The 22,187-nt window shown below is 71.8% G+C and carries 20 protein-coding genes; 4 read left to right on the top strand and 16 right to left on the bottom strand.

The annotated features are described in order from the left end of the window. Positions 1-7: 7 nt before the first annotated feature. Genes tsaD through tsaB form a run of 3 tightly spaced genes read right to left on the bottom strand, consistent with a single transcriptional unit; the run spans position 8 to position 2,195 of the window. A complete protein-coding gene (tsaD, locus tag ACZ61C_RS20090; RefSeq protein WP_465308761.1) occupies positions 8-1,054 on the bottom strand; it encodes a tRNA (adenosine(37)-N6)-threonylcarbamoyltransferase complex transferase subunit TsaD in 1,047 nt (348 codons plus the stop codon). Continuing rightward, positions 1,054-1,533, bottom strand: a complete 480-nt coding sequence (gene rimI, locus ACZ61C_RS20085; protein WP_465308759.1) for a ribosomal protein S18-alanine N-acetyltransferase — start codon at positions 1,531-1,533, stop codon at positions 1,054-1,056. Before rimI ends, tsaD begins: the two co-directional genes overlap by 1 nt. Further along, complete coding sequence (tsaB, locus tag ACZ61C_RS20080; RefSeq protein WP_465308757.1) at positions 1,530-2,195, bottom strand: tRNA (adenosine(37)-N6)-threonylcarbamoyltransferase complex dimerization subunit type 1 TsaB; 666 nt, start codon at positions 2,193-2,195, stop codon at positions 1,530-1,532. Before tsaB ends, rimI begins: the two co-directional genes overlap by 4 nt. A gap of 201 nt (positions 2,196-2,396) precedes the next feature. On the opposite strand from tsaB, the gene ACZ61C_RS20075 reads away from it, so the two are divergent. From ACZ61C_RS20075 to ACZ61C_RS20065, 3 genes are read left to right on the top strand one after another with little or no spacing between them, the layout of a single operon-like run. Continuing rightward, positions 2,397-3,821 carry an acyl-CoA synthetase gene (locus tag ACZ61C_RS20075; RefSeq protein WP_465308755.1) on the top strand — a complete coding sequence of 475 codons (1,425 nt, stop codon included), beginning with the start codon at positions 2,397-2,399 and terminating at the stop codon, positions 3,819-3,821. Beyond that, positions 3,814-5,142: a carboxyl transferase domain-containing protein gene (locus ACZ61C_RS20070; protein WP_465308753.1), complete on the top strand. Its 1,329-nt coding sequence runs from the start codon at positions 3,814-3,816 to the stop codon at positions 5,140-5,142. Before ACZ61C_RS20075 ends, ACZ61C_RS20070 begins: the two co-directional genes overlap by 8 nt. A 55-nt stretch (positions 5,143-5,197) precedes the next feature. After that, a complete protein-coding gene (locus ACZ61C_RS20065) occupies positions 5,198-6,160 on the top strand; it encodes a serine hydrolase (RefSeq protein ID WP_465309419.1) in 963 nt (320 codons plus the stop codon). 53 nt (positions 6,161-6,213) lie between these two features. On the opposite strand, the gene tsaE is transcribed toward ACZ61C_RS20065, so the two are convergent. The 8 genes from tsaE to glmS form a co-directional block, all read right to left on the bottom strand. After that, complete coding sequence (tsaE, locus tag ACZ61C_RS20060; protein WP_465309417.1) at positions 6,214-6,672, bottom strand: tRNA (adenosine(37)-N6)-threonylcarbamoyltransferase complex ATPase subunit type 1 TsaE; 459 nt, start codon at positions 6,670-6,672, stop codon at positions 6,214-6,216. Positions 6,673-6,674: 2 nt separating this feature from the next. Continuing rightward, positions 6,675-7,772: an alpha/beta fold hydrolase gene (locus ACZ61C_RS20055; protein WP_465308751.1), complete on the bottom strand. Its 1,098-nt coding sequence runs from the start codon at positions 7,770-7,772 to the stop codon at positions 6,675-6,677. Further along, complete coding sequence (gene alr / locus ACZ61C_RS20050; RefSeq protein WP_465308749.1) at positions 7,769-8,899, bottom strand: alanine racemase; 1,131 nt, start codon at positions 8,897-8,899, stop codon at positions 7,769-7,771. The genes ACZ61C_RS20055 and alr overlap by 4 nt, the downstream gene beginning before the upstream one ends. Before the next feature lie 29 nt (positions 8,900-8,928). After that, on the bottom strand, positions 8,929-10,017 hold the full coding sequence (locus tag ACZ61C_RS20045; RefSeq protein WP_465308747.1) for an ABC transporter ATP-binding protein: 1,089 nt from the start codon (positions 10,015-10,017) through the stop codon (positions 8,929-8,931). A 3-nt stretch (positions 10,018-10,020) separates the two neighbouring features. Next, a complete protein-coding gene (gene xylB / locus ACZ61C_RS20040) occupies positions 10,021-11,451 on the bottom strand; it encodes a xylulokinase (protein WP_465308745.1) in 1,431 nt (476 codons plus the stop codon). Then, on the bottom strand, positions 11,441-12,274 hold the full coding sequence (locus ACZ61C_RS20035) for a DeoR/GlpR family DNA-binding transcription regulator (protein ID WP_465308743.1): 834 nt from the start codon (positions 12,272-12,274) through the stop codon (positions 11,441-11,443). Before ACZ61C_RS20035 ends, xylB begins: the two co-directional genes overlap by 11 nt. A gap of 83 nt (positions 12,275-12,357) precedes the next feature. After that, the gene (locus ACZ61C_RS20030) at positions 12,358-13,794 is read right to left on the bottom strand and encodes an NAD(P)H-hydrate dehydratase (protein ID WP_465308741.1); all 1,437 of its coding nucleotides are present in this window, start codon (positions 13,792-13,794) and stop codon (positions 12,358-12,360) included. Positions 13,795-13,817: 23 nt separating this feature from the next. Beyond that, positions 13,818-15,680, bottom strand: coding sequence for a glutamine--fructose-6-phosphate transaminase (isomerizing) (glmS, locus tag ACZ61C_RS20025; protein WP_465308739.1), 1,863 nt, complete (start codon positions 15,678-15,680; stop codon positions 13,818-13,820). 349 nt (positions 15,681-16,029) lie between these two features. Between glmS and ACZ61C_RS20020 the strand changes: the two genes are divergently transcribed. Next, positions 16,030-16,854 (top strand): dienelactone hydrolase family protein, encoded by an 825-nt coding sequence (locus ACZ61C_RS20020; RefSeq protein ID WP_465308737.1) that lies wholly within the window; start codon positions 16,030-16,032, stop codon positions 16,852-16,854. A 42-nt stretch (positions 16,855-16,896) separates the two neighbouring features. Here the strand turns inward: ACZ61C_RS20020 and ACZ61C_RS20015 are convergent, their stop codons facing one another. The 5 genes from ACZ61C_RS20015 to ACZ61C_RS19995 form a co-directional block, all read right to left on the bottom strand. Next, positions 16,897-17,355, bottom strand: a complete 459-nt coding sequence (locus ACZ61C_RS20015) for a hypothetical protein (RefSeq protein ID WP_465308735.1) — start codon at positions 17,353-17,355, stop codon at positions 16,897-16,899. A gap of 19 nt (positions 17,356-17,374) precedes the next feature. Then, entirely contained in the window at positions 17,375-19,930 is a 2,556-nt protein-coding gene (locus ACZ61C_RS20010; protein WP_465308733.1) for a WXG100 family type VII secretion target, read from the bottom strand. Further along, positions 19,930-20,241 (bottom strand): hypothetical protein, encoded by a 312-nt coding sequence (locus ACZ61C_RS20005; protein ID WP_465308731.1) that lies wholly within the window; start codon positions 20,239-20,241, stop codon positions 19,930-19,932. Before ACZ61C_RS20005 ends, ACZ61C_RS20010 begins: the two co-directional genes overlap by 1 nt. Positions 20,242-20,384: 143 nt before the next feature. Continuing rightward, entirely contained in the window at positions 20,385-20,642 is a 258-nt protein-coding gene (locus ACZ61C_RS20000; protein ID WP_465308729.1) for an acyl carrier protein, read from the bottom strand. Continuing rightward, on the bottom strand, positions 20,635-22,182 hold the full coding sequence (locus ACZ61C_RS19995; protein WP_465308727.1) for a fatty acyl-AMP ligase: 1,548 nt from the start codon (positions 22,180-22,182) through the stop codon (positions 20,635-20,637). Before ACZ61C_RS19995 ends, ACZ61C_RS20000 begins: the two co-directional genes overlap by 8 nt. Positions 22,183-22,187: the final 5 nt, after the last annotated feature.

Below are 22,187 nucleotides of genomic sequence, written 5' to 3'. Positions count from 1 at the left end.
GACGAGCCTAAAGCGAGACCACCGAAACCGGCAACGCCGGATTCGCACTGAAGTCCAGAGCAGCCGTCGGACGCTTAGCCGCCACCACATGCGCACCAAGGGCCGCGATCATCGCCCCGTTGTCCGTGCACAGCCGCGGCCGCGGCACGCGCAGCTCGATCCCGGCCGCCGCACAACGCTCGGCCGCCAGCGAAGACAACCGCGAGTTCGCCGCCACCCCGCCGGAAATGACGATCGTGCCGATTCCCTGCTCCTTCGCCGCGCGGATCGCCTTCATCGTCAGCACATCCGCGACGGCTTCCTGGAACGACGCAGCGACGTCGTCCACCGGGATCTCCTCGCCACGCCGCACGGCGCCTTCGACCCAGCGCGCCACCGACGTCTTCAAGCCGGAGAACGAGAAGTCGTTCTTCGCGTCGCGCGGGCCGGTCATGCCACGCGGGAACGCGATCGCCGCCGGGTCGCCGTTCTTCGCCGCCTTGTCGATCGGCGGCCCGCCCGGGTAAGGCAGGCCGAGCACGCGCGCGACCTTGTCGTACGCCTCACCCGCCGCGTCGTCCACAGTGGACCCCAGCTCAGTGATCGACGACGCGATGTCGTCGACGCGCAGCAGCTGCGTGTGCCCGCCGGAAACCAGCAGCGCCAGGCACGGCGTGGGCAACGGCCCGTGCTGCAGCGTGTCCACCGCGATGTGCCCGGCCAGGTGGTTGACGCCGTAGAGGGGCACGTCCAGCGCCGTCGCGTACGCCTTCGCCGCGGAGACGCCGACGAGCAGCGCGCCCGCCAGGCCCGGCCCGGCCGTCACCGCAATGGCGTCCACATCGGACAGTGCGAGCCCGGCTTTCTCGAAGGCGCGTTCAGTCGTCGGGACCATCGCTTCGAGGTGCGCGCGGCTGGCGACCTCGGGAACCACGCCGCCGAAGCGCGCGTGCTGCTCGACGCTGGAGGCGACCTCGTCGGCGAGCAGCTCCACCGCGCCGTCGTCGTGCAGGCGGACCAGGCCGACGCCGGTCTCGTCGCACGAGCTCTCGATGCCCATGATGATGCGTGACATCAGCCCGCCACCTCGTCTCGCGTCCGCGCCGGGCGGACCATCGTGTACGCGTCGGCGCCGGAAGGCTGGTAGTAGCGTTTCCGGATGCCGAGCCGTTCGAAGCCGTGGCTCTCGTACAGCGCGAGGGCCGAGTTGTTGTCCGTGCGGACCTCGAGGAACACCGGCGCCTCGAACTCGTCGGCGCGCTCCAGCAGCGCCCGCAGCAGCGCCTTGCCGATGCCCTGGCGCTGGTGCTCCGGCGCGACGCCGATGGTGTGCACGGTCGCCTCGTACTCACCGCGGCGGCGCCCGACGACGGCCAGCCCGGCGTACCCGAGCAGCTCGTCCCCCTCGTCCGGGCGCGCGGCGAGGTAGAAGTTGCCCAGGTCCAGCTCGGAGTGGAAGGCGCGGGAGCTCCACGGGTCGTCGCCGGGGAAGAGGATCTTCTCGATCTCGACGCACCGGGCGATGTCCCGTCGGCGCAGCGGCTCGAGTCTCACGGCGTGGTCACCCGCTTCGGCGCCGTCGGCTCGGCGGCGTCGGGACGGCGCAGGTAGAGCGGAGTCAGCGGCGCGGGGGTTTCCTTCGCCAGCAACGCGCTCCGAGCGGCCTTCACCAGCCCGGCGGGCGACGGGAAGCGCGGCTCGACCGGCCGGACGTCGAGCGCGGCGGCGTACAGCACCGCGCCGTCGCCGGCCGCGACCTTGACGTCGGTCTCGAGGTCGGCCGGGCGCTGCACGTGCGGGCCGTCGGTCCGCTCCCCCGCGGCGTCGTAGGCGGCCCAGTAGACCTCGCGGCGGCGCGCGTCGGTGAGGACGAGGAAAGCGCCCTCTCCCGCGGCGACGTCGGCGGCCAGCGCGTCGAGGCTGCACACGGGGTACACCGGGATGCCGAGGGCGTGCCCGAACGCGGCGGCGGTCGCCATCCCGGCCCGCAGGCCGGTGAACGGGCCGGGCCCGACCCCGACGACGATCGCATCGAGGTCCTTGAGGGACACTCCCGCGGCTTCGGCGGCGGCCAGCGCGTGCGGGGTGATCAGCTCGCCGTGGGCTCGGGGGTCGACCGTGACGCGGTCACCGCGCGTCTCGACCCCGCTGTCGTCCACCGTGACGACGCCCGCGGTCACGGCCGGGGTCGAGGTATCGATCGCCAGTACCAACACGGTGAGCAAGCGTACGACCTGCGTCTTCCACGGCTTGCTGCAGGGGACTGATCCGCACGGTGCTGCGCCGTTTGTTACCAAGTCAACCGCAGTCACGGCGGATATCGGCGCCTCGCGCTCATCGGTTGCGGAACGTATCCGCCTACTTTTCGGCCGACTTGGTAACGTGCCAGACGAGTCCGACACTGGGAGGTCCCCGCGGTGCCCGACCCGTTGTTCCCCACCCTCACGTCAGGTTCGGGCAAAGAGGCCCTCCGCTTCGGCGAACAGGCCTTGACCTACGCGGAACTCGCCGCGGTCGCCGGGAGTCTCGCCGCCGGGCTTCCCCGTGGCCGGGTCGCGGTCTGGGCGACGCCGACCCTCCACACGAGCGTCGCCGTGGTCGCGGCTCTGCTCGCCGGTGTTCCCGCGGTGCCCGTCAACCCGAAGATCGGTGAACGCGAGCTGGCGCACATCGTCGCCGACAGCGAGCCGGAGCTGGTGCTGGCCGAGCCGGGTGCCGAGCTGCCCGAAGGCCTGGCCGGGCTGCCGCGCCGGGACATCCCGCTGACCGGGTCCGCCGCCGGTCTCGCCGAAGAGCCGGACGCCGAGGCGCCCGCGCTGATCGTCTACACCTCGGGCACCACCGGCCCGCCGAAGGGTGTTGTTCTCCCCCGCCGCTCGATCGCCACCACGCTCGACGCCCTCGAGGACGCCTGGGGCTGGACCTCCGGCGACGTCCTCGTGCACGCCCTGCCACTGTTCCACGTGCACGGCCTGATCCTCGGCATCCTCGGCCCGCTGCGTCGCGGCGGCTCGGTGCGCCACCTCGGCCGGTTCTCCACCGACGGCGTCGCCCGTGAGCTGTCCGCGGGCGCGACGATGCTGTTCGGCGTCCCGACGATGTACCACCGGATCGCCGGTGAGGTCGGCGCGGACCCCGCCCTGGCGGAGGCGCTGCGCAAGGCGAGGCTGCTCGTCTCCGGGTCCGCGGCCCTGCCGGTGCACGACCACCAGCGGATCACCGCGGCGACCGGCCAGCAGGTCGTCGAGCGCTACGGCATGACCGAGACGCTGATGAACACGAGCGTCCGCGCGGACGGCGAGCGCAAGCCCGGCACCGTCGGCGTCCCGCTGCGCGGCGTCGAGCTCCGGCTGGTCGGCGACACCGGGGAGACGATCGACGACACCGACAACGTCGGCGAGATCCAGGTGCGCGGGCCTAACCTGTTCACCGAGTACCTCAACCGCCCGGACGCGACCGAAGCCGCGTTCGACGGCGGTTGGTTCCGCACCGGCGACATGGCGACCCGCGACTCCGACGGGTACGTGCAGATCGTCGGGCGCAAGGCGACGGACCTGATCAAGAGCGGCGGGTACAAGATCGGTGCCGGGGAGATCGAGAACGCGCTGCTCGAACACCCCGGTGTCGCGGAAGCGGCCGTTACGGGTGAGCCGGACGACGACCTCGGCGAGCGGATCGTCGCGTGGATCGTGCCGTCGGGCGAGCCGCCGACGGCCGAGGAGCTCGCCGACCACGTCGCCCGGCTGCTCTCGCCGCACAAACGGCCGCGGGTCGTCCGGTACCTGGACGCGTTGCCGCGCAACGACATGGGCAAGGTCATGAAGCGGGCGCTCGGTGCCTAGGCGTCCGGCGCGCGAAGTCGTCGAGGCGATTTCGAGCGGCTTCGAGGAGTTCACGACGCCGTTGCGCGACGAGCCGGCCGACGGTCCGATCGCGTGGCCCGGCTACCGCTACGCCCGCGCCGCGGCCGAAGAGCGCACCGGCGAGCGGGAGTCGGTCGTCTGCGGGACGGCGAAGATCGGCAACGTCGAGGCCGTGCTGATCGCGTTCGAGTTCGGCTTCCTGGGCGGCTCGCTCGGCCAGCGCACCGGCGACCGGATCGAGGCGGCGTTCGCGCACGCCCGCGACGCACGGCTGCCGGTGGTTTCGCTGATTTCGACCGGCGGCAGCCGCATGCAGCAGGGGATGCGCGCGTTGATGCAGCTCCAGCGGGTCGCGCGCGCGGCGGCGCTGACGCGGTCGTCGGGGATCCCGCAGGTCTCGGTGCTGCGCGACCCGACCACCGGCGGCGGCTGGGCGACGCTCGGCGCGGGCGCCGACGTCATCCTCGCGCTGCCCGAGGCCCAGGTCGGCTTCGCGGGCTCGCGGGTGCGTCCACCGGGCTCGCCGGAGGCGTACACGGCCGAAACGAAGTACGAATGGGGTCAGGTCGACGCGCTCGTCTCCCCGGACGAGCTCGGCGCGGTCCTGGAACGGTGGCTGCGGCTGTTGACCGCGCGCTCCTCGGCGGCCGCTCCGCCGCCTTCGGCGCTACGAGCGGCTTCACTGCCTTCGACGGGCTGGGAAGCGGTCGAGGCGGCCCGTTCGCCGCGACGGGCCCGGGCGGTGGAGTACCTCGACGCGTACTTCGACTGGCGCGAAGACATCAGCGGCGACCGCTGCGGCGGCGTCGACCCGGGTGTCGCGTGCGGCTTCGGCTGGCGCGACGGCCGGACGATCGCCTACGCCGCCCAGTGCGGCACCCCGACGTCACCAGCGGGCTTCCGGACGGCGGCCCGTCTGGTGGACCTGGCGTCCCGGCTGGCGATCCCGGTGCTGACGCTGGTCGACACCCCGGGCGCGGCCAACGACGCGGCCGCGGAACAGGCGGGAGCGGGCGGCGCGATCGCGGCGATGTTCGAGGCGGTCGCGACGGCGTCGGTCCCGGTGACAACGCTGGTGATCGGCGAAGGCGGCTCCGGCGGAGCGCTGGCGTTCGCGGCCCAGGGGTCGACGTGGGTGGCGCCGGACGCGTACTTCTCGGTGACATCCCCGGAAGCCGCGGCAGCGATCTTGAAGCGGCCGGCTTCGGAGGTGCCCGACATCGCGAACCAGCTGCACCTGCGCCCCCAGGACCTGGTGGACCTGGGAGTGGCCCGGGCGGTCGTGCCGCCGGCGGGGTGATTCGTGGTTGGATCTTGCGATGGGGTACCGACTCAACAGGCGGGCGGCGTTCGGTTTGGGAACCGCCGTCGCCGCTGGAAGCATTCTGGCCGGCTCTCCCGCGTACGCGCAGGAGGCAGACATCGAGGCCAGCCCGGCCACACCGGACCGGGCCAGGCAGAAAGTGAAGCGCGTCTACGACACCGAGGCCGCTGAGGCGGGCGGCATCTGGAACTCCTACATCAGCGTGGCCGACCAGGTGGCCGTCGACGTGGCGTCCGACGAGATCGTCGAGGCGTACAGCGTCAACAAGGTGGCCGTCGCGGTCACCTTGATGGACAAGATCGACCGTGGTCTGCTCACGCTGGACCAGCAGGTCCAGGTGCCGGCGGACATCGTCGTGCCGGGCGGTGACGGCATCATCATCCTGGACAAGGCGTACCCGAGCGCGTTCACGCTGGGCCACGTCCTGTCGCTGTTCCTCACCGTTTCGGACGACACGTGCGTCCGGCTGGTGGGGCTCGTGGTCCCGGCGGCCGAGATCAACCAGATCCTGGTGGCCAAGGGCTTCCCCAAGACCCAGGTCACGCCGGTGGCCAACCCGAACCGCTACTTCCTCGGCCAAACCACTCCGCGCGAGACGCACGACTTGCTGAAGGCGCTGGTCGCGGGCACTTTGCTGAGCCCGGCGTCGACGGAGTACCTGCTGTCCATCCTGCGGTCGCAGGTGGCGTTCACCGACGGTGTCCGCCGTGAGATGTCGTCCGTCGACCGGGCGAGGATCGCCACTAAGGCGGGCTGGCTGAACGACGGCCGCAACGAGGCGGGCATCATGTTCGACGCCGCGGGCAAGCCGGTGGTGATCTACTCGATGTTCGCGCACGGCCAGGCGAACCCGGAGGACTTCGGGGCCACGCACCCGGTCCGGCAGGCCACCGCCAAGATGGGGCCGAAGTTCCTGCGCGCGGTCGACAAGATCGCGGGCGCCGGCACCAGGACCTTCCGGGCACCGGCCTACCAGCAGTACAACGGCGGCTGAGAGCTGCTACCGCGGTCGTGAGTGGCAATTCGGGTTAGAACCCCAATTACCACTCACGACAGCTTGGCGAGCTCCGGAGTCCGGTCGGCCCAGGTGCCGTGCGGTTCCAGGGTCACCTCGCGGACGTCGTCCTCGCGGCGGTCAAGGCGCACCACCAGGTAGTCCTCCGACAAGCGTTCCGCCGACCCCTCGCCCCACTCGACGACGATCGCCGAGCGCTCCAGGTCCGTGTCGAGGTCGAGGTCGTCGAGCTGGGACAGGTCGCCGCCCAGGCGGTACGCGTCGACGTGCACCAGCGGGACTCCCGCGGCCCCCGCCGGGTGGACGCGGGCCAGCACGAACGTCGGGCTGCTCACCCGGCCGCCGACGCCGAGGCCGGCCGCGATGCCGCGCGTGAGCGTCGTCTTGCCCGCGCCGAGCGGGCCGGCCAGGAGCACCAGGTCACCGGCGCGCAGGGACTCACCGAGCACCTGCCCGAAGTCCATCGTTTCTTCGGGCGTCGGGAACACCATGGTCAACGGGGCCACCACCAGTTTCGCTGAGTCGAGGTTTCGCCGTCCACACCGGAACAGCGTTGCAGGAGATCGATCAGATGGCTGTTCACCAGCTCGGGCTGCTCGAGCTGCACCATGTGCCCGGCGCCGCGCACCCGCACCAGCTCGGCGTCCGGCAGCTCGGAGGCGATCCGCTCGGCGTGCGCGAACGGCGTGAAGCGGTCCGAATCACCGCCGATGACCAGCACTTCCGCGTGCTTCAGCCCGGCCAGCGCGGCGTAGCGGTTGTGGCTGCCGAGCGTGTCGACGAAGTTGACGAGCCCCTTCACCGGGGTCACTTCGAGCATCTCGAGCATGAAGTCGACGAGCCTCGGCGCGACGTCGCGGCTGCCGAACGCCAGCCGCCGCACCGCTTGGCGCGTCAGCTGCCCGCCGGCCGCGCGCACGAACTCGACCAGCCCGGGCTGCCAGCCCGCGAGACCGCCGGCGGCGCGCGTCAGCGGGTTGTACTTCGAGAGCAGCGAACGCGGCAACCCGCGTGCGCCCACTTCGCCCGCCGCGGTCGCGATGAACGCGACACCCGCGACGCGGTTTTCGAAGAGCGAAGGGAACTCCGCGGCCAGCTCCATGATCACCATGCCGCCCATCGAGTGCCCCATCAGCACGATGGGCCCCTCCGGCACCACGGACCGCAGCACCACGTCCAGGTCGCGCGCCAGTTGCTCGATGGTCGACGTCTCCGCCGAAGCCGCGCCGGAAAGGCCGTGGCTGCGGTGGTCGTAGTACACCTGACGCACCCGTGGCAGCCGAAGCGACGCGAGGTCGCGACGCTGGAAATGCCAGCAGCGCCGCGAAAGCGCGAAGCCGTGCACCCCCACGACGGTCAGTTCGGGCTTGCCGCCGTCCTCCGGGTCGATCTCCTCGACCGAAAGCGGCGTGCCGTCGTCGGCCGCGACCGTGGACGTGCGGTCCGGCTTCAGCTCCCCCAGCGGCTCGTCCACGTACGGATCCTCACTGTGCCGCCGCTGCTGCGCGGCGACGATAGCGGCGGCGGCGGTCCCGGTGGCGAGGGCCCCGACCCCGCCGGCGATGGCCAGCAGTCGACGTGAGGGTGTCACGAGCGCTCTCCCGGATACCGGCGCCGCACCCGCGGGCGGTACATCGAGGTGACGATCTCGTAGTCGATGGTGCCCAGCTTGTCGGCCCATTCGCGGGCCGTCGGCTCGCCGCGCGTCCCGGCGCCGAACAGGACGACCTCGTCGCCGACGGCCGGTTCGAAGTCACCGCAGTCCACGACCAGCTGGTCCATGCAGACGCGCCCGGCCACCGGCCGCCGCTGCCCGCCGAGCCAGACGTCCATCCGGCCGGACAGCGACCGCGGCACGCCGTCGGCGTACCCGGCCGGCACCAGCGCGAGGTTCGTGTCGCGCGCCGCGGTCCAGGTGTGCCCGTAGGACACCGACTCCCCGGCTTCGACCCGCTTGACCAGCGCGACCGCCGACCGGAACGTCATGGCCGGGCGCAGGTCCTCGGCCTGCGGCACCGGGTTGAGCCCGTACATCGCGATGCCCGGCCGGACGACGTCGAAGTGCAGGTCCGGCCGCGTCAACAGGGCCGCCGAGTTCGCCAGGTGCCGCTTCGGGTCGAGCCCGGCGGCACGCGCGACGTCGTAGGCCTCGGCGAAGCGCTTCGCCTGCGCGTCGATGGAGGGGTGGCCCGGCTCGTCCGCGCACGCGAGGTGGGACCAGATCGCGACGACCTCGACCCGCGGCTCGGCGGCCGCCGCTTCGACCAGCTCGGCCCAGCGGGCGGGCGGGCAGCCGTTGCGTGAGAGCCCGGTGTCGATTTTGAGGTGCACACGAGCCTGAATACCCGCGGGGACGGCGGCCGCGATGCGACGTAGCTCACCCAGCGAGCTGGCGGCGAGGTCGACGCCGGCCTCGATGCCCGCCGCGAAGTCGACCTCCGGGACGTCCAGCCAGCTGAACAGCCGCGTCGTGATCCCGCCTTCGCGGAGGGCGAGAGCCTCTTCGAGGGAGCACGTGCCGAGCCAGCTCGCGCCGGCCTCGACCGCGGCGCGCGCCACCGGCAGCGCGCCGTGGCCGTAGGCGTCGGCCTTCACCACGGCCATCACCTCGCTGCCGGGCGCGCGGGCGCCCAGCAGGGTGAGGTTGTGGCGGATGGCGTCGAGGTCGATGTCGACCTGGGCCCGCGGGCTGCGCTCATGGGAAGAACTGGAAGGCATAACGCCCTCCAGTTTCCCATGACCCGAGGTCAGGGCAGGCGCAGCCCGGACGTGGCGGAGAACACGTGCAGCTCGTCGGCGCGGATCCGCAGGTTGAGCGTGTCGCCCATGGCAGGCGGCGTGCGCGGGTCGACCCGGGCGACGACGTTCGACTTGTTGTCGGCGGCGTCGGTCTCGGCGAGCTTGCCGTAGACGTAGGCGTCCGAGCCGAGCTCCTCGACCAGCTCCACCTTGATCGGCAGGGTGCCGTCACCGGTGGCGACCTCGAGGGCCTCCGGCCGGAAGCCGAGGGTCACGGTGTCGCCGTCGGCCGCGGCGATGGTCTCGCGGGTCAGCGGCACGCGCGCGCCACCGACCTCGGCGCCGTCCGCCGTCAGCTTCGCGGTGACGAGGTTCATCGCGGGCGAGCCGATGAACCCGGCGACAAAAGCGTTCGCGGGTCGGTCGTACAGCGCGCGCGGGGTGTCGCACTGCATGAGCAGGCCGTCCGACAGCACGGCGACGCGGTCACCCATCGTCATAGCCTCGACCTGGTCGTGCGTGACGTACACGGTCGTGACGCCGAGGCGGCGCTGCAGCGCGGCGATCTGCGTACGCGTCGAGACACGCAGCTTCGCGTCGAGGTTCGACAGCGGCTCGTCCATCAGGAAGACCTGCGGCTCGCGCACGATCGCGCGGCCCATCGCGACGCGCTGGCGCTGACCACCGGAGAGCGCCTTCGGCTTGCGGTCGAGGTACTGCTCGATGTCCAGCAGCTTCGCGGCCTCGAGGACCTTCTGCTTGATCTCGGACGCGGGGCGGCCGGCGATCTTCAGCGCGAAGCCCATGTTCTGCGCGACCGTCATGTGCGGGTACAGCGCGTAGTTCTGGAACACCATCGCGATGTCGCGCGAGCGCGGCGGCAGCTGCGTGACGTCGCGGTCGCCGATCCAGACGGCGCCGTCGTCGATGTCCTCGAGGCCGGCGAGCATGCGCAGGCTGGTCGACTTGCCGCAGCCGGACGGGCCGACCAGCACCAGGAACTCACCGTCGGAGATCTCCAGGTCCAGCGCGTCGACCGCGGGGCGCTCGGAACCCGGGTAACGCCGGGTCGCCTTGTCGTAGGTGATGGAAGCCATCGGTCAGTCCTCTCCGAAAGTCCGCCGGACCCCGTAAGCCGCTTCGCGGGCTTCGAGGTGGCGCTGCTGGATCCGGTGGCCCTCGGCGCGCTGCGCCTCGGTCGGCTCGTCCAGCTCGAGCCGCGTCTGAGTGTTTTCCTGCCAGGACGGGGGTTCCGCACTGGAAGCCAGGGCCCAGGCCGCCTGCCGCGCCGCGCCGACGGCGACGTACTCGGCGACTTCGGGCAGCTGCACGGGCACGCCGAACACGAGCGGCGCGATCGCCTGGACTGCCCGCGACTGCGCGCCCCCGCCGATCAGCAGCACCCGGCGGACGTCGAGACCGTGCGCGCGGACGGCGTCGAGACCGGCGGCCAGGCCGCACAGCATGCCTTCGACGGCGCTGCGCGCGAGGTTCTCCGGTGTCATGTTCGCCCGGGTCAGGCCGGTCAGCGAACCGGTGGCGTCCGGCAGGTTCGGGGTGCGCTCGCCGTCCAGGTAGGGCAGGAAGGTGAGGCCGCCGGCGCCGGGCTCGGCCCGCAGGGCGAGCCGGTCGAACTCGCTCAGCGTCGCGCCGAGCATCGCGGCGGTCGAGGTGAGCACGCGGGCCGCGTTGAGGGTGCAGGCCAGCGGGAGGAAGCGGCCGGTGGCGTCGGCGAACCCGGCGACCTCGCCGGTCGCGTCGGCCGCGCCGGTCTCCGCGACGCCGAACACGGTGCCGCTGGTGCCGAGCGACACGACGACGTCACCGGGCTGGAGCTCGAGGGCCAGTGCGGCGGCCATGTTGTCGCCGGTGCCGGCGGACACGAGCACGCCGTTCGCCGTGGGGCCGGCGGTGTCGGCCGGGCCGAGCACGGTCGGCAGCTCCGGCGTCCGGCCGCCGAAGGCGTGGGTCAGGACATCGAGGCGGTAGGCGTTGTCGGACGGCGAGAAGTAGCCGGTGCCGGACGCGTCACCGCGGTCGGTGACCGGGTCGCCGCCGGTGAGCTTCCAGGTCAGCCAGTCGTGCGGCAGCATGACCCGGGCGACGCGGTCGGCGAGCTTCGGCTCGTGGTCGGCCAGCCAGCGCAGCTTCGTGACCGTGAAGCTCGCGACCGGCACCGAGCCGACGGACTTGGCCCAGACCGACGGCCCGCCGAGCTCGGTGATCAGGTCGAGGGCCGACTGCGCCGAGCGCGTGTCGTTCCAGAGCAGCGCGGGCCGGACGACCTCGTTGTCCTCGTCGAGGGTGACCATGCCGTGCTGCTGGCCGCCGACCCCGATGGCCTGGACGTCGTCGAGCAGGCCCGTGGTCGCCTCCTGGAACGCCCCCCACCAGGCGGCGGGGTCGACCTCGGTGCCGTCCGGGTGCGGCGCGCGGCCGCTCCGGACGATCTCGCCGGTGCGCGCGTCGCACACGACGACCTTGGACGACTGCGTGGACGAATCGATGCCGGCCACCAGCTCAGCTGTCATAGGGCTGACCCTCCTCGACGTGTTCGACGATCTCGATCGTGGTGCCCGCGTTGAGCGCGGCCTCGATCTCCTCGGTCGGCGTGGTCTCCCCGGTGATGAGCAGGTCGTAGTCCCCGACGTCGCCGTGCGCGTAGGTCGCGGTGCGGCCGAACTTCGAGTGGTCGACCACGAGGACGGTCCGGTTGGCGACCTTCAGCGCGGCCTTCTTGAGCTCGGCGTAGTCGCGGTCCGGGTGGTAGAGCCGCCCGACGGCGACCGCCGTGACCGACACGAACGAGACGTCGGCGCGGATGGAGTCGAGCAGGCCGAGCACCTCGGGCCCGGCGCAGGAGTCGTACTCCGGCGAGTAGCGCCCGCCCGCGAGGACGACGTCGGTCTTCGGGCCGAGCAGCCGCGCGGCGTGCAGCGAGTTGGTGACGACGGTGAGGGCGTCGATCTCGGCCAGGCGCTTGACCAGCGGCAGGAGGGTGGTGGAGTCGTCGACGAAGACGGTCTGCCCGGGCTGGACGTGGTTCGCGGCGGCTTCGCCGAGGGCCTCTTTCTCACCGTGGTGAAGGGTGTCGCGGAAGCGGGCGGCGGTCTCGATGGTGAGCGCCGGGTAGGCCTCGACCTTGCCGCGGAGCTTGCGCAGGAGCCGGCGTTCGGCCAGGTCGTCGAGGTCGCGGTGGATGGTCATCAGGCTGACGCGGAACTTCGTCGTCAGGTCGTCGATGCGGACTTCGCCCTGCTCGATGACGTGGTCGAGGATGTCCTGCCGCCGCTGCTCGACCACGGCATCGGACGGCCGGGTCTTCCGGTCTCCAGGTGCTGTGCCGCCGCTCACACGGCATTCTTACCAGATTTATCGCCCGGAGTTAACAGGCAACTCGATAACTCTGTCGCCGCACTTTCACGTGAAAGTGCGGGTCAGGATGTGAGGGAGCGGATCGCGCGGATCGCTTCCGGGATCGCGTGGACCAGGGCCGAGGACGACGTCGGGGCGTTCTGGGCCGCGATCGCGCCCGCCAGGGAGTGCACGTGGGCCGCCGTCGCCGCGGCCAGCCATGGGTCCAAGCCTGCCGCCAGCAGCGAGCCGAGCAGGCCCGACAGGACGTCGCCTGAACCCGGGGTCGCCAGCCACGCGCCGTGGGGCTTGTTGACCGCCACGCGGCCGTCCGGGGCCGCCACCACCGTGACGTGCCCCTTCAGCAGCACCACCGCGTTGTACTTCTTCGCCGCTTCGCGCGCCGCCGTCACGCGGTCCGGCCCCGGCCTGCGGCCCATCAACCGCTCGTACTCGCCCGCGTGCGGGGTCAGGACCAGCGGCGTGTCCGGGTCGCGGGCGTCGAGGACCTCGGGTGACTTCGCGATGATCGTCGTCGCGTCGGCGTCCGCGCACACCGGCAAGCCCTGGCCGAGCACGTACCGGACGACGTCGCGGCCTTCCGAGCCGATGCCGATGCCCGGGCCGACCGCCCACGCCTGCACGCGGCCGGCGTCCGCGACCGTGCCCGTCGCGATGACCTCCGGCCACTGCGCCCGGACAACGTCCGCCGCGTGGCCCGCGTAGCGGACCATCCCCGCCGTCGCGCGGACCGCCGAACCCGCCGTCAGGACCGCCGCGCCCGGATACGTCGCCGAGCCCGCCGCGACGCCGACGACGCCCTGGCTGTACTTGTCGTCGTCGGGCCCGGGCACCGGCCAGGCCGCGGCGATGTCGGTGATGTCCAGCCGCTGCAGCGAAGGGTCGGCCAGCTCGAGGCCGATGTCGACCAGCACGACCTCGCCGCACCACGACGGCGCCAGCACGTGCACCGGCTTGAGCGCGCCGAACGTCACCGTCCGGGTCGCGCGGACCGCCGGGCCGTCGACCGCGCCGGTGTCCGGGTCGACACCGCTGGGCAGGTCGACCGCCACGATCGGCGCTTCCACCAGCGAAACCAGCCGGGCCGCGTCCGGGCGGAGGGAACCGGACGCCGAGATGCCGACGATCCCGTCGACCACGACGTCCGCCCGGGAAATCCACTGTGGACCGTCCTCGGCGGACACCACCCGCCCCTTGGCCCGGCGCAACGCCCTGAGCCCGGCTTCGTGCGCCCGCGAGCCCAGCAGGACGGCCGTGACGGCGACTCCGCGCCGCCGCAGGAAAGCCCCCGCCCAGAGCGCGTCACCGCCGTTGTCGCCGGAGCCCACGAGCAGCACGACCCGGCGACCCGAGACGCCGCCGGTGTGGTCTTCGAGCAGGTCCGCGATCTGCACCGCGAGCCCGAACGACGCCCGCCGCATCAGCTCGCCTTCCGGCGTGACGGCGAACGCCCGCGCCTCCGCCTCGCGAATCCGTTCCGTGGTCCAGATTCCCTGCACGGCGGCGACCCTTCTACGCTGTGTTATTCCACAGTGACGGACTTCGCCAGGTTACGCGGCTTGTCGACGTCGTACCCGCGGGCGCGGGCGATCTCCGCGGCCAGCACCTGCAGCGGCACGGTGGACACGAGCGGCTGCAGCAGCGTCGGCACCGCGGGGACCTCGATCAGCTCGTCCGCGAACGGCCGCACCGTCTCGTCACCCTCTTCGGCGATCACGATCGTGCGGGCGCCGCGGGCCTGGATCTCGCTGATGTTCGACACGAGCTTCGAGTGCAGCACCGCGCGTCCCTTGGGTGACGGCATCACGACGACGACCGGCAGGCCCTCTTCGATCAGCGCGATCGGGCCGTGCTTGAGCTCGCCGGCCGCGAAGCCCTCGGCGTGCATGTACGCGAGCTCCTTGAGCTTCAGCGCGCCTTCGAGGGCGACCGGGAACCCGACGTGGCGGCCGAGGAACAGCACCGCCTTCGAGTCCGCGATGCGGCGGCCGAGGTCGCGGACCTGGTCCACAGTGGACAGTACCTTCTGGACGGCCGCGGGCATGGCCTCGAGCTCGGCGAACTCGCGCGCGACCTCGTCCGGGTACTTCGTGCCGCGGGCCTGCGCCAGTGCCAGGCCGACCAAGTAGTTCGCCGCGATCTGGGCGAGGAACGCCTTGGTCGAGGCGACGCCGATCTCGGGGCCGGCGTGGGTGTAGAGAACCGCGTCGGACTCGCGTGGGATCTGCGCGCCGTTGGTGTTGCAGACGGCCAGGACGCGCGCCTTCTGCTCACGCGCGTGCCGGACGGCTTCGAGCGTGTCCGCCGTCTCGCCGGACTGCGACACGGCGACGACCAGCGTCGCGCGGTCGAGCACCGGGTCGCGGTAGCGGAACTCGCTGGCCAGCTCGACCTCGACCGGGAGGCGGCACCAGTGCTCGATGGCGTACTTGGCGACCAGCCCGGAGTGGTAGGCCGAACCGCACGCGACGACGAAGACCTTGTCGACGTCACGGAGGTCCTGGTCGGAGATGCGTTGCTCGTCGAGGATGATCCGGCCGTTGTCGAAGTGCCCGCGAAGGGTGTTCGCCAGCGCCTCCGGCTGCTCCTCGATCTCCTTGAGCATGAAGTACTCGTGGCCGCCCTTTTCGGCGGCGCTCAGGTCCCAGTCGACGGTGAACGGCTTCGCCTGGGCGGCGTCGCCGTGGAAGTCGGTGACCTCGTAGCCCTCGCGGGTGATCACGACGAGCTGGTCCTGGCCCAGCTCGACGGCCTCGCGGGTGTGCTCGATGAACGCCGAGACGTCGGAGGCGACGAAGTGCTCCCCCTCCCCCACGCCGACGACCAGCGGCGACGACCGCCGCGCGGCGACGATGGTGTCCGGGTGGTCGGCGTGCGTCACGACGAGCGTGAAGGCGCCTTCGAGCCGCCGGCAGACCCCGGCGACGCTCGCGACGAAGTCCCCCCTGGTGTCCCCGTCGGCGTAGGCGCGCGCGATCAGGTGCGCGGCGGTCTCGCTGTCGGTGTCGCTGGTCATCTCGACACCGTCGGCCTCGAGCTCCGCGCGGAGGGCGGCGAAGTTCTCGATGATGCCGTTGTGCACGACGGCGACCCGCTGGGAGGTGTCCCGGTGCGGGTGCGAGTTCCGGTCGACCGGCGCGCCGTGGGTGGCCCAGCGGGTGTGCCCCATGCCGGCGGTGCCGCCGAAGCTGTCCCGGCCGACCTTGTCGAGCTCGGCCTCCAGGTTGGCCAGCCGGCCCGCCTTGCGCTCGACGGTCAGCTCGCCGGCGCCGTCCAGCACCGCGACACCGGCCGAGTCGTAACCGCGGTACTCCATGCGCCGGAGCCCGCCGAGGACGACGTCCAGAGCCGGGCGGTGCCCGACGTATCCCACGATTCCACACACGCGGACAAGCCTAACGAGGGATTTTGGGTGAGTTGACGGGGTCTGTGAACCGGTCCTGACCTGCGTGGACGCTGGTGGACGTGGTCCGGACCAATGCCGTTTCACCCACACGTGGGGCTTTGTTGCCCGCCACCCCGACGCCTGATTGTGACTACGGACGGCAGCGCCGCGTCAAGGCGGGAAAGATGCCTTGACCCGTCGCTACCGTCCGTGTTCTGGCTTTGGATCGGGGTGGGGGGAGGGGTCTGGGTGGAGTGCCGGTCCTGCTTTCGCCTTCCGGTCTCATTGCTTTGCGCCCGCCGGGGCGGCGAGCGAGCCGTCGGAAGGGGCGCGCAGTAGGGTTCGCGTTATGGCCAGCAAGCCCAAGCAGCTGCTCGCGGAGTTGACGCACCCGGGTCCGCATGAGGTCCTGCGGGGCGATCTTGCCCTGGTCGGGCTGCCCGGGGTGGTCTTCACGCCGCGCTCCGGTCTCGGGTTGCCCGCCGTTGCCTTTGGGCACGGGTGGCTGCAGCCTCCCCATCGGTACCGGCAGCTTCTCCACCACCTCGCCAGCTGGGGCATCGTTGCCGCCGCTCCGGCCACCCAGCGCGGCCCGCTGCCGTCGCACCGGCTGCTCGCCGCCGACCTCCTGACCACCCTCGACGTCGTCACCACCGTGCGGCTGGGGCCGGACGGCATCAGCGTCGATCCGGCCAAGCTCGGGCTCGCCGGGCACTCGACCGGGGGTGGCTCCGCCGTCCTCGCCGCGGCGCAGGACGCTCAGGCCGAGACGCCGCGGATCAAGGCCGTTGCCACCATCGCCGCCGCGCAAACGCTTCCGCCGGCCACCGAGTCGGCCAAGGCCATCACCGTGCCCGGGCTGCACCTGGCCGCCGAGGAAGACCTCGTTGCTCCCAAGATCGCGCACGCCGAGGCGATCACCGATGCCTGGGGCGGCGAAGACGTCCAGCTCCGGACCCTCGGCAAAGCGACGCACCTGGGGGTCACCGAGGGCAAGCACTGGTCGCAGCTGGTCATGCACGGCAAGCCGCACCGGGGCACCCAGCGGCTCACCCGCGCGCTGTTCACGGCCTTCTTCCTGACCCACCTCACCGGCACCGACAAGTACCGGTCCCTGCTCGACGCGGACGTCAAGCGCGCCCCGATCGAGCGGGAAGAAGAGCCCGCCCACTGACGCGCGAAAGGCCCGGCCGAAGCCGGGCCTTTCGACGGAACCTCAGACCAGCCAGCTCGTGCTGGAGAAGTCGTCCTCGTCCTCCACCGGACGCGCGTGCCGCCCTCGCCGCGGCTGCTCCGCGACCGGGGGCGCCGGCGGCGGTTCCGGGGCCGGCTCCGGGCGGGGCGGCGCCGCGCTGGGTGCCGAGTAGCCGGCGAAGCTGCTGGTCGGCTCGGTCTCCTCGTCGTGGACGCCGAACTCCATCAGCGACTCGCGGTTCTTGTCGGCCAGCGCCTTCTCCGTGGCCCAGCCGCCCGCGCTCTGCTTGCGCTTGTTGAGCTCGTCCATGTGCTCGGCGTACTTCTGCGCGGCGGCCATCTCCTGCTTCAGCCCCTCGCGCGCCTGCGCCTCGGCCTCCGCGACCCGGCGTTCGCGCAGCCCCCGCTGCTCGTCCTGCTCCCGCGCCGCGGCGTCCATTGTGGACACCGCCGCGCGGTACCGGTCTTCGGCGCTGCTCATCGGCCCTCCTCAGCCCTCGTCACCGGTCGTACCGGATCGAGCGGTCACCCTCGTCGTCCAGCGAGCCGCTGATGCGGCCCTTCGCGCCGCTCGTCTCGAAGACGTTGCCCTCGACGCGGTACTGGCTGGCCCCGCGCTGCTGGTCGCCACCGCCGCCCCCGCCCGGCGCGCCACCCATGCCGCCCATCATCCCGCCCATGCCCCCCATGCCGCTCATCCCGCTGGCGGAGCTCGCGGCGGCCTGGTGCGCGCCCGGGTCGACCGGGGTCGCGCCGAGCCCGCCGCCGTCGGACATCGGGACCGCCGCGTCACTGGCGCCCGACTGGGACCCCGGGTCCAGCGACACCGCGCCGGCGAAGTCCGCCGAGCCGCCGCCGGTGACCGCGGAGCCGAAGTCGCTCGCGCCGGCCGTCGACGTCGCATCGGCGCCGGCCCCGCCACCGCCGGCGCCCGCGTCGGCCGTCGCGACCGCCGGTTCCGCGCCGGCGGAGCCACCGAAGTCACCGGAGAAGTCCTGCCCGCCCGGCGTGCTGAACCCACCGCCGCCGCCGCCCGAAGCGGACGCGGCCTCGCTGTGCGTGAAGCCCGGGTCCGGGTTGGGCGGCGCCGGGTCCTTCGTCAGCGGCGACTCGGCGTCCGTGTCGTGGTGGACGGCGGAGCCGTTGCCGGTCGACGAGGCGTCCTTCTCGGTGCCCGGTGCCGGGTCGTTCTTCAGGTCGCCGGCCTTGGGGTCGTCCTTCTCGTCGAGCGTGTACGTCGTCGGCTCGCCCTTGCCGTCGTCGACGGTGACGATCGTGGGGCCGTCCGGGCCCTCCGGCCGCTCGGCCGTGATCTCGAGGTTGCCGTCCTTGATGTGGATCTTGCCGTCCGGGCCCGGCTTGTAGGAGCCGTCGGCCGAGGGCTGCCCGTCCTTCCCCGGCTGCTGGCTGCCCTGCGGGCCGAAGCTGCCGTCCTTGGCGGCGTCGGCGCCCTTGCCGTCGGCGTCCTTGGCCGCGTCGGCCTTGTCGTCGTCACCCCAGTCGAGGTGGTAGTCCTTCTTGTTGCCGTGGCCGTCGTCCACGGAGATGTCCTGCTTGCCCTCCTTGTCGGGCTCGGACATCTCGATCGTGTTGTCGCCCTTCTTCACCGACACGGTGTCGGTGTCGTCGGTGTCCTTGATGGCCTCGCCGGTCGTCGGGTCGATCGGGTACGGCTTGCCGGTGTCCGGGTCGACCTCGAGGGGCTGCCCGGTGATCGGGTTCTTGCCGTCCTCGGGCTTCGCCGGGTCCTCGGCCTTGGGCGGCTCCGCGGTCGCCGACGGCGTCGTGGCCCCGCCGCCGCCCGTGCTGCCCCCGCCGCCGGTCGAACCGCCGCCCCCGGTGGACCCGCCGCCGCCGGTGTCGCCGCCGTTGCCGTTGTGCGTGTCACCGCCGCCGGTGTCGTCGCCGCCCTTGCCGTCGCTCTTGGCCTCGGTCAGCTGGTTGCGGTAGCCGTCCATGAACCGCGCGAGCGCGCCGAACTGCTGGTCGATCGTGTCCTTGGCGGACTTGCAGGAGCCGTCGAACGCCTTGATCAGGCTCTGGAACTCGGTCGTGAACGCGCCGTCGCGCCAGTAGCGGCAGACCTGGCGGCCGTAGTCCTTGTTCTCGTCGTTGAAGCCGCAGTCGTCGTTCTGCAGGCGCTCGGCGAGGTTGGTCTGGTTGCCGTTCTTCGCGTTCACCGCGTCGACCCAGCCGGCGACCTTCATGAAGTCGTCGAACTCTTCGGTCTCGCCGTTCGCGATCTTGAGGACGTCGCGGGCCATGTTGATGTCGGCCTGCGCGATCGTCGTGCGGTGCAGCGCGAGGACCTCGTCGACCTTCTTCTTGACAGCGTCGTAGACGTGCGTCACGGTCTCCGGGATCAGCTTCGCGGCGCCGTCGATCTGCTGCGACAGCTCCTTGGCGTGCGGCTTGATCGTCTCGTCGTACTTGATCTCGGCCGCGTTCGCGCCCTTGCCCTTCCACTCCCCGAAGAGGGTCTGGAGCTCGGTGTCGCTCTTGGCCAGCGTGTCCTCGACGACCTTGTGCGCCTTGCCGAGGTCGTCGGCCTCGGTGAGGAACTTCTGGAACTGGATCCCGCGGTTCTCGTGGAACTTGTCCTTGAGGTCCTTCTGCGCGTCGAGCTGGCCGGTGCCGCCCTTGATCTTGTTCCAGATGTCGTTGGTCCACAGCACCAGGAAGTCGACGGTGACGTTGCCCTGGTCGAGCATTTCGTCCGAGCTCTTCGCGCCGGCCCCCAGCGTCGGCGCGGCGATTCCGTCGAGGTTCTTCTTCGCGTCGTTCTTGCGATTGGTCTCGCGCTGCTGTTCCTGGCCCTTGGCGGCCGATTCCTGCTTCGCGCGGGCGACGATCTCGTCGGTGTCGTCGTTCTCGAGAACGCGGTAACCGTCGTTGTCGCCGTCGGAGTAACCCTCGACATACTCCTTCGCGTACCTTTCTTCTTCGTCGTTGAAGTTGAAGGTGTTGCGGTCGTACTCCTCCATGAGCTCTTGCTTCGTCGCCATGGAGACGTTCGGGTCGTCGAGGACCTTCTTGATTTCCGCCCAGTCGGCCATTACTTGCTCCCCGCCGACTTCGCCGTCGAGCTGGCGTTCTGTTCCTGAGCGGTGTACTTCGAACCGGCGGTGCCGATGCCGCTGCCGAGGTTCATGAGCGCGTTCGACAGCCCGGTCATGCCGGCGCCGATCTCGTCGATCCCGGACTTGTACTTCGGGAAGCCCTCACCGTGGACGCGCCCGAAGTCCGCTTGCGCGATTTCGGTCGGCGCGACCTTCTTGGCTTCCGCGGCCGGGTCGTCGGCGGCGTCGTTGAGGCGGATCTGCGCCCGCGTCATCGCCTCCGAACTCGCTTCGTAACCGTTTGGCATGGTCGGCTTTCCCCCTTCGATCCACGGCCCCTGTTCCGGGTGTCAAGACTGTGACGCACCCGGTCGCGATTCGGTGCCGTCGCAGATGCACACAGAGTCTAGCGTTCGGCCGCCCGCCCGACCTGGGCTTCGGCGAAGAGCACTCACCCGGTGGGGCGCTGCGCCGCGATCGACTCGGAAACCACTTCGGCGACCCCGCGGACGTCGACGAGCCGGTCGAGCTCGTCCAGGTCGACCGAGACGCCGAAGCGCACCTCGACCCGCGCGAGCAGCTGGACGCGCTGCCGGGACGTCATGCCGATGTCGTCGAACGGCGTGGTGTCGGTCAGCTGCCCGGGCTCGAGCTGCAGGGCGGTGCCGACGATCTTCCGGATCTCCTCGGCGAGGGCGGCGTCATCCATGGCGCCCATTCTCGCCCCACCAGCGGTCGCGGGCGGCGGCGCGGGACACCTTGCCGCTGGAGGTCCGCGGCACCGCGCCGGGCCGGACCAGCCACAGGGCGCGCAGCGGGAGGTCGTGGCCGGCCGACACCGCGCGCCGCACGGCCGTCGCGACCGCCTCGTCGTCCGGCGTGGCACACCCGGCCACCACCGCGACGCCCTCGCCGTGGCCGTCTTCGACGGCGAACGCGGCGACCCGGCCGGCGCGGACCGCCGGGTGGGCGGCCTCGACGGTCGCCTCGATGTCCTGGGGGTAGTGGTTGCGGCCGTCCACGATGATCAGGTCCTTGCGCCGGCCGGTGACGTAGAGCAGGCCGTCGTGGACGAAGCCGAGGTCGCCGGTGCGGAGCCAGCCGTCCTCGGTGAAGGTCTCGCCGCGGTCCGGCCGGCCCCAGTATCCGTCGGCGACGTTGGGACCCGCCACCCAGATCTCTTTGTCGACAATGCGGACGCGCTGACCGTACGGACGGCCCACCGAGACCAGCTCGCCGTGGTCGAAATCCGTGACGGTCGGGCCCTCGTCCCCCGCGCTCGCGACGAACACCGTCGCCTCGGCCAGCCCGTAACACGGCTTGAGGGCGGCCCGCGGCAGCCCGAACGGCGCGAAGGCGCGGTGAAAGGCGTCGAGGCTGGCCGCGCGGACCGGCTCGCTGCCGTTGAGCACCGCGTTGACGTGCGAAAGGTCGACGTCCCCCAGCTCCCCCGCCGCCTCGGCGGCCAGGTCGAAGGCGAAGTTCGGCGCCGCGGTGATCGCGCCGGGGTGCTCGGCGAGCAGCCGAACCCAGCGCAGCGGGTCGCGCACGAACTCCATCGGTGTGCAGAACACCGAGTGCGCGCCGAGGAAGACGGGCGTGCCGATCAGCAGGACGAGCCCCATGTCGTGGAAGAACGGCACCCAGCCGGCCAGGTGGGTCGACGCGTCGGCGTGGTAACACTCGGTCGTCTGCCAGCAGGCGGCCACGAGCGCGCGGTGCGAGATCACCGCGCCGGCCGGGCGGCGCGTGGAACCCGACGTGTACTGCAGGTAGGCCGGGTCGGTCATCGCCACGTCAGCGGGCGGCTCGGTGGTGTCCGGCTCGATGTCCTCGACGGCCAGTGCGCTGCCCGGCGGGATCTTGTCCAGCAGGTTCTTCGAGGTCAGGCAGGCCGCCGGGGTGGCGTCCGCGAAGGCCGACTCGATCCGCGCGCGGCCGGTCCGCCCGGTCGGGACCGACAGCGGAACGGCGACGCGCCCCGCGTAGAGCGTGCCGAGGAACGCGATGACGTAGTCCAGGTCCTGGCGGGCGACGATCGCCACCCGGTCGCCGGGCCGGGTCGTGCGCCGCAGCTCGCGGGCGACCCCGCGGACCCGGTCGAGCAGCCGCGGCCAGCTCAGCGTGTGGTCGACGGGTCCCGGGTACGTGCGGCAGGTGAACGCGGGCCGGTCGGTGGCCGCGTTGCGGAGCAGGTGGGCCGTGAACGGCGTGCTCAGGACCTCGTCCGGGACGTCTGCGGGCGGCACGGCCC

This window comes from Amycolatopsis sp. NPDC104587 (genome assembly GCF_055583645.1).
This window is presented reverse-complemented; position numbering and strand designations above follow the sequence as displayed.

What these genes read in the sequence shown, in the direction of transcription:
- tsaD (WP_465308761.1), bottom strand. Translation starts at nt 1,054, where the DNA reads ATGTCACGCATCATCATGGGCATCGAGAGCTCGTGCGACGAGACCGGC.
- tsaE (WP_465309417.1), bottom strand. Translation starts at nt 6,672, where the DNA reads ATGGTGTTCCCGACGCCCGAAGAAACGATGGACTTCGGGCAGGTGCTC.
- alr (WP_465308749.1), bottom strand. Translation starts at nt 8,899, where the DNA reads ATGCCTTCCAGTTCTTCCCATGAGCGCAGCCCGCGGGCCCAGGTCGAC.
- ACZ61C_RS20045 (WP_465308747.1), bottom strand. Translation starts at nt 10,017, where the DNA reads ATGGCTTCCATCACCTACGACAAGGCGACCCGGCGTTACCCGGGTTCC.
- xylB (WP_465308745.1), bottom strand. Translation starts at nt 11,451, where the DNA reads ATGACAGCTGAGCTGGTGGCCGGCATCGATTCGTCCACGCAGTCGTCC.
- ACZ61C_RS20020 (WP_465308737.1), top strand. Translation starts at nt 16,030, where the DNA reads ATGGCCAGCAAGCCCAAGCAGCTGCTCGCGGAGTTGACGCACCCGGGT.
- ACZ61C_RS20015 (WP_465308735.1), bottom strand. Translation starts at nt 17,355, where the DNA reads ATGAGCAGCGCCGAAGACCGGTACCGCGCGGCGGTGTCCACAATGGAC.
- ACZ61C_RS20010 (WP_465308733.1), bottom strand. Translation starts at nt 19,930, where the DNA reads ATGGCCGACTGGGCGGAAATCAAGAAGGTCCTCGACGACCCGAACGTC.
- ACZ61C_RS20005 (WP_465308731.1), bottom strand. Translation starts at nt 20,241, where the DNA reads ATGCCAAACGGTTACGAAGCGAGTTCGGAGGCGATGACGCGGGCGCAG.
- ACZ61C_RS20000 (WP_465308729.1), bottom strand. Translation starts at nt 20,642, where the DNA reads ATGGATGACGCCGCCCTCGCCGAGGAGATCCGGAAGATCGTCGGCACC.